The organism is Candidatus Binatus sp. (genome assembly GCF_030646925.1).
In the GTDB taxonomy this organism is placed as follows: domain Bacteria; phylum Desulfobacterota; class Binatia; order Binatales; family Binataceae; genus Binatus.
In genome coordinates this window covers 24,979-36,302 of record NZ_JAUSKL010000026.1, presented here as the reverse complement: position 1 = coordinate 36,302, position 11,324 = coordinate 24,979, and the positions used below count along the sequence as shown (strand labels likewise).

The 11,324-nt window shown below is 62.6% G+C and carries 7 protein-coding genes; 2 read left to right on the top strand and 5 right to left on the bottom strand.

Annotated features, from left to right (window positions below; translation table 11 throughout):
• On the bottom strand, window positions 1-2,895 hold a 2,895-nt coding region (locus tag Q7S58_RS03505; protein WP_304820859.1), incomplete at its 3' end, for an SBBP repeat-containing protein.
• A 55-nt stretch (window positions 2,896-2,950) separates the two neighbouring features.
• On the opposite strand from Q7S58_RS03505, the gene Q7S58_RS03500 reads away from it, so the two are divergent.
• Entirely contained in the window at window positions 2,951-3,316 is a 366-nt protein-coding gene (locus Q7S58_RS03500; RefSeq protein WP_304820857.1) for a hypothetical protein, read from the top strand.
• Window positions 3,317-3,472: 156 nt separating this feature from the next.
• Here Q7S58_RS03500 and Q7S58_RS03495 read toward each other — a convergent pair whose 3' ends face one another.
• Window positions 3,473-6,430: a choice-of-anchor D domain-containing protein gene (locus Q7S58_RS03495; protein ID WP_304820855.1), complete on the bottom strand. Its 2,958-nt coding sequence runs from the start codon at window positions 6,428-6,430 to the stop codon at window positions 3,473-3,475.
• 258 nt (window positions 6,431-6,688) lie between these two features.
• Here Q7S58_RS03495 and Q7S58_RS03490 point away from each other — a divergent pair, with 258 nt between their 5' ends.
• On the top strand, window positions 6,689-7,351 hold the full coding sequence (locus tag Q7S58_RS03490; RefSeq protein WP_304820853.1) for a hypothetical protein: 663 nt from the start codon (window positions 6,689-6,691) through the stop codon (window positions 7,349-7,351).
• 237 nt (window positions 7,352-7,588) lie between these two features.
• Here the strand turns inward: Q7S58_RS03490 and Q7S58_RS03485 are convergent, their stop codons facing one another.
• Genes Q7S58_RS03485 through Q7S58_RS03475 form a run of 3 tightly spaced genes read right to left on the bottom strand, consistent with a single transcriptional unit; the run spans window position 7,589 to window position 11,323 of the window.
• Window positions 7,589-8,638, bottom strand: coding sequence for a deoxyhypusine synthase (locus Q7S58_RS03485; protein WP_304820851.1), 1,050 nt, complete (start codon window positions 8,636-8,638; stop codon window positions 7,589-7,591).
• 46 nt (window positions 8,639-8,684) lie between these two features.
• Window positions 8,685-9,554 carry an energy-coupling factor transporter transmembrane protein EcfT gene (locus Q7S58_RS03480; protein ID WP_304820849.1) on the bottom strand — a complete coding sequence of 290 codons (870 nt, stop codon included), beginning with the start codon at window positions 9,552-9,554 and terminating at the stop codon, window positions 8,685-8,687.
• Window positions 9,554-11,323 (bottom strand): ABC transporter ATP-binding protein, encoded by a 1,770-nt coding sequence (locus Q7S58_RS03475; protein WP_304820847.1) that lies wholly within the window; start codon window positions 11,321-11,323, stop codon window positions 9,554-9,556. The genes Q7S58_RS03480 and Q7S58_RS03475 overlap by 1 nt, the downstream gene beginning before the upstream one ends.
• Window position 11,324 lies beyond the last annotated feature (1 nt).

Sequence of the window (11,324 nt, the reverse complement as noted above, 5' to 3'; positions counted from 1 at the left end):
AGTACCCGTAGCGCTCGGCGTCCTTGTCGCGGTTCTCGACGCACTCCTCGTCGCTGTCCTCGTTGCCGTGCGCGTCGCAGTCCTAGTGGCTGTTCGAGTCGCGGTTCTCGACGCGGTCCTGGTGGCCGTGCGAGTCGCGGTGCGAGTCGCCGTCTTCACTGGAGTACCCGTAGCGCTCGGCGTCTTTGTCGCGGTTCTCGACGCACTCCTCGTCGCTGTCCTCGTTGCCGTCCTCGTCGCAGTCCTAGTGGCTGTTCGAGTCGCGGTTCTCGACGCGGTCCTGGTGGCCGTGCGAGTTGCCGTCCTCGTCGCAGTAGCCGTGGCCGTCTTCACCGGCGTGCCGGTAGCCGTCGGCGTCCTTGTCGCGGTTCTCGACGCACTCCTCGTCGCTGTCCTCGTTGCCGTGCGCGTCGCAGTCCTAGTGGCTGTGCGAGTTGCCGTCCTCGTCGCAGTAGCCGTGGTCGTCGGGAACGGCGTCGGGCAGATGTTACCCGCCGGATTAATCTTGGTCAGGAACGCGTTGGTCGAGTTCCTTGTGAATGCGTTGTTGCCCTGCTGGAACGCGCTGGGCGTCACCGGAAAGTCATCCGAGTAAGTCAACCCCGCAATAAAAATGTTCCCCAGCGCGTCGAGCTGCAATGCGCCTGGCACGTCTGCTTTGCCGGTCCCGCCGAGATAAGTTGAAAAAATCAGTTGATTCGCCGCCACCGATTGCGCCGGATCCAGTTCTGAGACGTATCCTGTGATCGGAATTGCGATCGTGACTGGCGAGGTCGTGACAACCACGCCACTGCTATCGTTGGTCGATTGGCAGGCATTCGATCGCACCGGGAAATCGGGCGAAGTCGCCGCGCCAGTTACGAAAACCTTGCCGCCCGCCACCTCGATATCCGTGCCGAACTCGCCGGTTCCCGCCGCATGAAATCCGAAAACCGAAATGTCATGCCCGGTCCCGCTCAAGTACGTCGAGTAATGCACTTGATTGAGGCCCACCTGCGACGTATCCAGCTCAGTAATAAACGCCGCCGATCCGATCGGTCCCTGCGTCGTCGCCGCCAGATTGGTCGGCTCGAACACCGTCGCAACCGTCCCCGGCACCTGGAAGTCCGTCGACGCGGTAACTCCCGTCGTCCAGATTTTCGCCAGCGGAGGCGGACCCGCCGCAGTCGGCTCGACTATCGCGATGCCCGTTCCGATGTCACCAAGCTGAAACGTCGTCGATCCTACCGTCTGCGCTGCGCCCGTGCCGCCCAGATACGTCGCGTACAGCAGCGAGTTCGCGCCGACAAGATTTGGATCGAACACCGCCACAAACACGTTGCTGACCTGATTCGCGCCGCCGCTATACGTGCTCTTCGCCGGATTCTTGGTCACCAGGTCGGCCGAATACGTCGCCCCGACGATGTAAGCCCTCCCGACCGAATCGACTGCTATATCCAACCCCGCGTCGGCATTCGTCCCGTCGCCGGTGCCGCCGTAATAACTGCAATAGTCTGGCGTAGCACCTGCGCCGTTCGCGTTTACGACCAGCAGAAACGCATTGCTTTTCCCGCCTAATGCCTTGAGATCGGTCTGAAATGCGACTGCGGCCGTAACCGGAAATCCTTCCGCCGCGGTGCTCTGCGTCGAACCGGTCACGAACGCTTCGCAGTTCGTCGTGCATCCCGGCATCAGCGCGATTCGCGCGCCCGTCGCATTCGACGCGCCCGGGATATAGCACGAGTACACCAGCCCATTGCCCGCCGCAGTCAACTCGCTCACGAATCCGACGTTGGTCGAGGGCGCGCCCTGGTTATTGACCTGGCCCCACGACCCGCACTTCGCCACGCCCGGAAAGGTCGAAGCCGCCGAGTACGTCTGCCCGGTCACGAACGCCTCACCGTTGCCGTCCACCGTGATGCCGAAGCCTAAGTCGCCGTCGCCGTTGCCAGCGTCGGCCGCTACAGGGTCGCCCGCCGCACCAAGATACGTCGCATAAATCAGCGAGTTTCCACCGCTGAGGCTCGTGTCGAATTTCGCCACAAAGACGTTCGGATTCTGTTTGTTCGGCGCGTTCGCGCCATTTAAGGTCGCCTGGAACGCATTCTTGACCGGTATGTCATTCGAGTACGCCGTACCCGTGATGTATGCCTTGCCGCTCGGATCGACCGCGACGTCCATCCCAACGTCCGCTACCTTGAGCGGCGCCGGCAAGGTGCCCGAAAACTGTTCGAGATTGACCGGCCCCTTGCTCGATGCGTGTCCGCCGAAATACGTCGAGTACGGAATCGTCGCGATTACCGGATCGATAAACAGCGTCCGGCTTCGATCGTACTTCGCCAGCGCAAACGTCACCTGCCGGGTCGGCACCCGCTCGATCGTGACTTCGTTCCTCGCGAGCACAAAATTGCCCGCGACGGCGACCCGCTCGCCATCCGCAGTTTCCTGGTAGATATTCGGTTTGCCGATCCTGATTACGCCCGCCCCAGTCCCGACGATCAAATCGCCGGCCTTGGTGATGACCGTTTTCGCCGGACCCTCGACCGAAAATTTGATCTTCGAAACGTCCGCGCCAGGCTGCGCGATAATGTCGTACTCCAGCGCGTCCAGGCTGCCGTAATAGACGACGTCAACGCCTGGATACACCTCGTGATAGCGAATCCGCCCAAACAGCGGCACGTCGCGATGCCATTTCGACTCGTCCGGCCCTATCAGGTAATTCACTCGCCCGGGCAGCCGGTCCAGCCCTTCAATCTTTGCCTGCTGATTCGCCCCGACCAGCCGGATTCGCACGGCCGCCTGCACCGCCTTCGAACCGTGCTCGTCGCGCTCCGGAATAAATCCTCCGGGCAGCGGGCTATGCCGCTGCTCGCCGCCCAGCAACGAAAAGACCGCGGCGTCCGCGGTCAAGAACAACGAATCGTGGTCCCCTCGCGAGAGATAACGTACATCCTTATCGACTTGTCCTGTATTGAGTTCGAAGTACCGCGGCATCGAGGCGTTCAACTTCGCCGCTTTTTGTCGCGCCTGCATCCGGCTCTCCGCCGAAAGCCGCTGCGAGGCCGACGCGTCGCCACGGCGCGCCGCCGCCGACAACAGCAGCCCTATCGCCACGATCGAGATTATCGACGCGGCGGCCAGCCATATCCGTAAACTGTACGACCCAACCGATTTCGCGCGGTCTGTCACCTGCGGTCTCCTTCGAATCTCACTGCGCAGCTTCAAGTACGCGGTAGGGGCGCTTAAGAACCTATTGTTGCGTAAATTTTTAAGTGAGGATGTCTCAGCGCGACGGAAAACTATCAAAACCACATTGGAAACACAAGAGAAGTGCTAAAATATCCTGTTTGTCGCTTTCAGTCGTCATGAGGTTGAAACACTCGATTTAATCGGTGCGCCTGCCCGGATGAACGCTTTATCGGCGACAATAGGCGATCCTGCCGCCACCTGACCGCCGAAAACAAGCGAAACTAAAGGCTTTTCACGCATTCCGTCAGTTGCCGACTCCGCCCAAACTCACGCTCACCGAACGACGCAGCGGATCGCCGCTGGTGATACCCACCGAGCCGTGCTCCGCCCCGATTCTCGTCGGCGTGAACTGAACCGCCAACGCTCGCGATTGCTTCGGCGGCAGCGAAAACGGTCCCGCCTCCGAAGTAATCGCGAACGAGCTGCCCGTCGCCGCCTTCACCGAGCCGAAAAGCGTCTCGTGGCCGGTATTTTTGATTCGGATGACGCGCACTTTCGACCGGTTCCCGACTTTGACCTTGCCAAACTTCACCGCCTTGGGGTTCCATTTCAGCTTTCCGCCCGGCTGCGGCGTCGGAGACGCAGTAGGAGTGGGAGTCCGCGTCGCCGTACGCGTCCTGGTAGTCGTTCTGCTCGGAGTCGGTGTACGAGTCCTCGACACCGTCGCAGTCCGCGTGCGAGTCGGAGTCCGGGCCGCGGTGTGAGTGGCGGTGCGCGTCGAAGTCCGTGTCGCGAGAGGAGTTGGGGTGGCCGTGGATGTCGGCGTCGGTACCTGCCGATCGTAAACGAGCACCCGATTGTTGCTCGTGTCCGCGACCAGCAGTTTCGATCCCGCCACCGCCAGCGCGAACGGTTTGCAGAGACTATCCGCGCCTACTCCGCCCATATCGCCGGGCGCGATTCCGCGATTGCATCCCGAGGTCGCGAAACTGCTCGCGTCGCCTTGCCCGATCACGCTCGACGCCGCCGGATTGCCGCCAAACCCCGGGTCGAAGTGCAATATTCGATCGTTATTTGCGTCCGCGACGTAGAGGCCGCCCGTCAGATCCAGCGCCACACCGATCGGATTGCACAACGTCGTCGCGTCGATCGCGCCGCCGCTGTTGCAAATCCGGTTGTTGAAGCTGCCCTGCTGGCCGAACACCCGCGACGGCGGCGGATTCGGCGTCAGCGGCGCGTCGATTTCGATCACCCGGTTGTTGCCCGAATCCGCGATGTAAAGACGCCCCTTGCCGTCGAGCGCCACGCCGTCCGGATTGCACAGCGTCGAACCTCCGATACCGCCCGCATTGCACGCCATCGCGCTCATGCTGCCCGCCTGCCCGAAAACCCGCTTCGCAATTGCGTCGGATACTGCCGGCGGCGTAGCTGGCTTGCCGTACTGCAGCACGCGATTGTTCCCGCCGTCGGCGATATAGACGTTGCCCGCCCCGTCGAACGCGGTCGCCTGCGGATTGCACAGCGTCGCCGCGCTCGCCGCCGGTGCGTTGCACGCATTGCTGAGGAACGAGCCAGTCTGCCCATAAACGAAGTCCGCGACCCCGTCGCCCGCGCCGGGCTTGCCGCTCGCCGCGTCGAATGGCGTGTTGTACACCAGCACCCGATTGTTGCCCGCGTCGGCGACGTACAGACCTCCGTCCGCATCGACCGCCAATCGTTCGGGCCGGCATAGGCTATCCGGACCAACCCCGAACAGATCGCCGACCGCGATGCCGTTGTTGCACTTGTACGAAAATAAATCCGGCTGCCCGATCGCGATATCAGCCGGCTTGCCGCTCGCGAACGAAGCTGCGTCGGCCCATCCAAGCACCCGATTGTTGGTCGTGTCCGCTACGTACAGATGCACCTGCGGCGGCGCGCTACCGTCCGCCGCGATTCCGCGCGGCGAGTTCATCGCGATCGGCTCGACGTAATTCGGCGCGTTGCTGTTCGGGTCGATCTGCCCGCCCGTGCCGTTCGCAAACTTGTTGTGCGGAGTCGTTCCCTCGTCGAATTCCAGCACTCGATTGTTCGCGTTGTCGGCAACGTAGAGATTGTCCGACGAGTCGATCGCAAGCCCCATCGGAAACCGCAGGCTCCCGGCGCTCGGATTCACCGAACCGGGACCGATCTTCAGGTTGAGCAGATTCGGCGTCCCGAGCGTGACCGGCCGCGTGAATTCGAGCACCTGATGACGCGGCTCAGACGCGACGTAAAAGTCACCGACCGAATCCGCAGTCACGCCTGACGGCAGCGTGATGCCGTTGCCGATAAAGGTCAGGTCGGCCGTCACGTCGTTGAACTTCGCCACGCCGAAGGTTCCGTTGTACTCGAGCGCCCGATTGTTGTTGGTATCGGCGACGTACAAATTGTCGGCCCGGTCCACCGCAACCCCGACACCCAAAAATGGCGCCAGGCACAAGGTCGTGGTTCTGACCAGTCCGCCCTGATTGCACAGGCTGCCCGTAAAGTCGGCCTGTCCGATCACGAGATCGGCGGTTGCGTCGCCCGCCTGTCCGGGCGAGCCACTGATCGCAGTCAGCGGAATCGGCGTGAAGAACACCAGCACCCGATTGTTATCCACGTCTGCGAGAAATAAGTTCCCCGCGAGGTCCACCGCGAGGCCCTGCGGACTCTGCAGGCTGTCGGCGCTGATTCCGCCCTCGTTCGCCGCATTGGTGATGAAGCTGCCCGCCTGCCCGAACACCGCGGACGCGCTGAAATCGGCGCTCTGGCTATGCAGCGCCAGCGCCGCGAACGGATCGTCGAACACCAGCACGCGATTGTTGCCCGTGTCGCCGACGTACGCGCGATGCATCCCGTCCACCGCGACCGCGATCGGCATGCATAGCCGGTCCGCGTCGGGGGCTGGCGCGTTCTGATTGCATGCGTATGAATTGAAGTCCGTCTGGCCGATCACGAGGTCGGCCGCGCCGCCGCGCGCGAACGCCGTCGCGCTCGCCCATCCGAGCACGCGATTGTTGCCGGTATCGGCCACGATTACGTGGTCGTTCGCAAGGTCGATCGCCACACCGTGCGGCCCGGTCACGCCGGTCGCATCGACGAAATTCATCGCGATGTTGGTAAGATCGATCTGGCCGAGAGCGGCGGTCGCACTCACCGCGGATTGAGCCGCGCGCAACACGCCGCGCACTGCGCCAATTGCGATCGCCGCGACGACCGCGGCCACGACGAATACACCAGCCCGCCAAACCGGGCGCATTCGCTTCCCCTTTTTCGCGCGGCCGGCCGGCAATCCGCCGAATTCGCGCGCACCTCGCTTCAGCTTTCGAGGCACCGATCATAGGCAGTTCCCGGGATGAATCGAATGCGCGACATGTGCCACGGAGAACCTTTCCGGCGTTTTCATCCCGGCACTTCGTGGCGCCGCCCGGGGCGTTTTTGCGGATCCTTTCAAGCTGCTAGAGTTTTTCCCGTCGACTGCTCTTCCAAAGCCCGGTTCTTGAAAGGAGACCGCACCATGACAATCAAGGAACGAATCGGTTTCGCGACCCTGACCATCGCCGGCGCAATTTTGGGCGGCGCTCTGTCAGGCCACTTTCTCGGCGCCGGCAGTGTGGGCGCCGCCGCGACGCCGAAATTGATCACGTCGCAAAAATTCGTGCTGGTAGATACCAACGGCAATCCTCGCGGCGAGTTCGGCGTGACGGCCAAGGGCGTCGCGCAAATCGCAGTCTTCGACGGCGCCGGCGCATTGCGCGCCGGCCTCGGCGTCGCCGCCGATGGCGGCCCCGCCCTCGGCATCTTCGGCAAGGACGGCAAAACCCGCGCCGAGATCGGCCTCGCGTCGGGCAACGCACGCGTCATCCTGTTCGACCCGACCGGCAAGCCGCTGGTCGCGCTCGGGGTTTCCTACGACGGCCAGGATGGCCTCGTAATGATGGACAAAAACGGCAATCACCGCGCTTCGATGATCATCGCGGCGGACGGCGCACCGACACTCAGGCTGGCCGACAAGGAGCGCACGCGCCTCGGGCTGGACGTGACGCCGGACGGATTGCCGGGGCTCGCGCTGCTCAGCAACCAGGGGCGGACGCGCGCCGCGCTGACGCTTAATAGCGACGGCGCCGGCGCGCTGACGCTATTCGACGACGCTGGCAATCCGTCGAACTCGGTACCGTAGGCATCGCCCCGATCCATGCGCACAGCTATGCGCGTCGCGCGCGACGACCTCCGGTCGTCGCGCTGTACCCGTTCTTTCCGCCCCTTACTAACAGCGCGTAGCGCGCATCTTTACCTATTGGCGATTCGGCCCTTCGGCCCGAAGTCGGCTTCGCGTCTTGCTTGATCGCCCCCGGAAGCTCGAAACCGGTGGGGGTTTCGAACTCTTCCGTCTCGCGCCGTCGCGACGCGCCGATGCTTACACCGCGTCCTTGTCCAGCAACGAATTCCAGCCGCGCGACTCGCGCCACTCCCAACCCCGCTTGTGGTACGCGTAGCCGACGATCAGCGGCGCCGCGATCGTCGCCTCGCAGTACACCATCTGCTCGTAGGTCGTATCAACTTTGCCCCAACTGCTCGCCTCTTTGAGCGTGCTGCCCGAGAGCGCGCCGTCGCGCACGTCAGCGACGGTGATTTGCACCGCGTATTTATGCATCGGCACGTCGTGGCCTAAAATTTCCGCCGCCACCACGATGTCCTGCGCGAAGTTCTTGGGCGTCCCGCCGCCGATCATCAACAGCCCGGTGCATTCGTTCTTCACCTTGAGCCGCGTCAGTTCGTAAAAATCCTTGGCGCTATCGAGCGTGACCTTGGGCTTGCCCGCGCGCTCCGCCTGATGTGCCACCAGGCCGAAGCCCGCCGAGCAGTCGCTGAACGCCGGACAGAAAATCGGCACGTCCTCGCGAAACGCCTCGAGCACGATACTCGCATCGGTCTTGGCGCCCGTCTCCGACAGATATTTGCCCATCTCCGCGACGAATTCGCGCGACGAATACGGCCGCGGCGCAAGGCTGTTCGCGATCTTGTGGATCGTCTCATCGCACACGCGCAGTTCGTCTTCGTCGATCAGCGTGTCGTAGATTCGATCGATATGCAGCTCGCGCAGCATGGTGTCGTCGAGGCCGTATTTGAACCGCTCCTGCGCCATCCAGTGACGAAAGCCGAGCGCTTCGAAAAAATCCTGATCGACGATATTTGCGCCCGAGCTGACGATCGCATCGACCATGTGACTCCGCACCATGTCGGCAAAAATCTTTTTGAGTCCCGCGCTGATCAGCGAGCCCGCGAGACACAGGATTATCCCGCAATCGCGATCCCGCAGCATCCGGTCGTATATCGTTGCCGCGCGATACAGGTCGCGCGCGCTGTACGCCATCTGGCCCATCGCCTCGACCAGCCCCACCACGTTGTCGCGCGTGATATCGATGTGCTGGATCGGATCCTGGAGCAATTCCGCCTTGGTACTCATCTCAATTTCCTCTTCGATTGATCCTATGCGGCTTCAATCATCGACACTACTTCACCGGGCCGATACCGCCGACGCCGGTGTAGTAGAGCAAAAAATAAATCGCGCCGAGCGCGATCAACGCCGCGAACGCCGCGATATCCGCGCTGCCCACTGGATACTCGATAAAAGTCGTCGGTTCATGCGTATAGCCGAAGCCGCGCGCCTCGAGCGCCATCGCCATGTTATTTGCCTTGCGCAGCGCCCCCATGAACACCGGAATCACCACCGGCACGTACCGCCGGATTCGCTCAAACGGGCCGCCCTGGTTGAAGTCGTAGCCGCGCAGCCGCTGCGCATCGACGATCGTCACCGCCGAATCGATAAAGAGCGGCACCAGCCGGAACGCGAGCGAGATCGCGAACCCGACCCGATACGGCACCCGCATCCGTTGCAAGCCGTAAGTGAATTCCTCGATCTTGGTGGTCGATAAAAACAGCACCGAAGTAGCGAGCAGTTCCGCGAGCTTGATCCCGCGCCCGAAGCCGAACTTGATCGATTGCCAAGTGACATTTACCGCAACCGGATGGCCACCCCAGCGAAACGTATGCGAAAATCGGCCGAGCGGCACACTGAACGAATGCGGGTTCATGTAGAAGAGGCTGATCGTGAACAGAGGTTCTCCTAATTGATAAAACACCAGCCACATCATTGACGTGGTGAAAATCAAAATCGCGAACAGCCAGCGCAGCCGATAAAAGTTCGGCCACGAACCGGTGAGCTGCGCGATCCAGAGCATCACCAGCCCGACCGGCAGCAGGGCGACCGGATTGTCCACCCAGTACACCGACCAGAACATCACGAACAGCGCGAACACCTTCACCGTCGGATGCAACCGATGAACGAACGTGCCGCGATCGATATACAGATAAATCGGCATCAGGCGCGCCCCTTCACCCAGCCGGCAAATTCCGTCGGCGTCAGCGCGAGCGTCCCGAAGCGGCGGCTAAGCTCCGTCACCTCCGGCGGTCGAAACGACGAACTCCGGAGCAGCTCGTCGTGCATGAAAAACTCGCGCACGCCGCCGTCGAAAATCTTGGCCCCCCTGCGCATCAGCACCACGCGCCGAGCGTACTCCGCGACCAGCCACGGCGTATGCGTGATAATCACGATCGCGGTCCCCGCCTCATTCAACTCGCGCACCAGCTTCATCATGCGGAGCTGCTCGCGATGGTCGAGCCCGGTCGTCGGCTCGTCGAGAATCAGCACCCGCGGCCGGAGCGCGAGCACGCTCGCCACGGCGAGGCGCTGCCGCTCGCCCTTGCTCAGCAGAAACGGATCGCTCGCGCGCTCGTCCTGCAGGCCGACGGCCTCGAGCACCTCATCCGAGCGGCGCTTGACCTCGTCGCTGGAGAGACCGAAGTTGCGCGGCCCGAAAGCGACTTCATCCTCGACCGTCGCCGCGAAAATCTGATGGTCCGGGTTCTGGAAAACGTAGCCGACCTCGCGCACCGTTTCCGCCGGACGCATCTGCGATCGATCCTTGCCCTCGAGCGTCACCCGTCCCGTCTGCGGAGCGAGCAGCCCGACGATATTTTTCGCGAGCGTGGTCTTGCCCGACCCGTTCTGCCCGACGATCGCAAGAAAGTCGCCTGCGTCGATCCTGAGATCGATCGAATCGAGCACGCGCGGACCGCCCGCGTAGCTGAAGCTCACCTTCTCGACCGCGACCAACGAAGCATGCTCAAGTGGCACAGACTTTAGTCTGTGCTCCTCATCACTCTCCGGTGGCACAGGCTGTGGCACAGGCTTTAGCCTGTGTGCGTCATCCGCGATCCTCGGATATGCATTCGCGATCGCCGCGTGCGCCTGCTCGACGCTGGCAACCGGCGCGTCGATCCCGAGCATCGTCATCACGCGCCCGAGTCCCGGCGGACGCACGCCGCATTCTTCGAGCAGGTCGAAGCGCGCCAGAATCTCGCCCGGCGGACCGGCCGCCGCTATTTCGCCTTCGCGCAGCACGATTATCCGATCCGCGCCGCGAAGCTCTTCCGATTCGTGCTCGATCACAATCAGCGACAGATTCTGCGCGCGCAATTTTCTGATTAAATCGAAAACCTCGGCGCGCCCTTCCGGATCGAGATCCGTCGTCGGCTCGTCGAGCACGATCACCGACGGCCGGAGCGCCAGCACCGACGCGATCGCGAGCCGCTGCTTTTCGCCGCCCGACAGCGACATCGGATCGCGATGCTCAAAACCCTTCAGCCCCACTGCTTCCAGCGCCGGCCCGATTCGTTTGACCATCTCCGCGCGCGGCATCCCGACCTGCTCCATCGCGAACGCAACTTCGTGCGCGACGTTGGTGGAAAACAGTTGCGCCTCGAAATCCTGGAACACCATCCCGACCTTCGGCGCGACTTCGCTGACCCTGAGATGAGACAACTGCTCGCCATTGATTCGAATCACGCCGCTAAAATCGCCGCCCTCGAACTCCGGCACGATTCGATTCAGGCACTTCGCCAGCGTCGATTTGCCCGCGCCCGACCCGCCCATCACGCCGATCATCTCGCCCGCAGCTTGCGCAAAAGTGACATCGCGCAGCGCCGGCCGGTCGCCGTCGAGGTACGTGAAGCTGACGTTTTCGACGCTCACTGCATGCTCGGCGCGCGCCGCACTGATCGGGATTTCGATTTGCGCTTCCGTCTTCAAT

Bases quoted from the DNA above. Each gene is read 5' to 3' on its own strand.
- Q7S58_RS03495 (WP_304820855.1), bottom strand. From the start codon at position 6,430: ATGCGCCCGGTTTGGCGGGCTGGTGTATTCGTCGTGGCCGCGGTCGTC.
- Q7S58_RS03490 (WP_304820853.1), top strand. From the start codon at position 6,689: ATGACAATCAAGGAACGAATCGGTTTCGCGACCCTGACCATCGCCGGC.
- Q7S58_RS03485 (WP_304820851.1), bottom strand. From the start codon at position 8,638: ATGAGTACCAAGGCGGAATTGCTCCAGGATCCGATCCAGCACATCGAT.
- Q7S58_RS03480 (WP_304820849.1), bottom strand. From the start codon at position 9,554: ATGCCGATTTATCTGTATATCGATCGCGGCACGTTCGTTCATCGGTTG.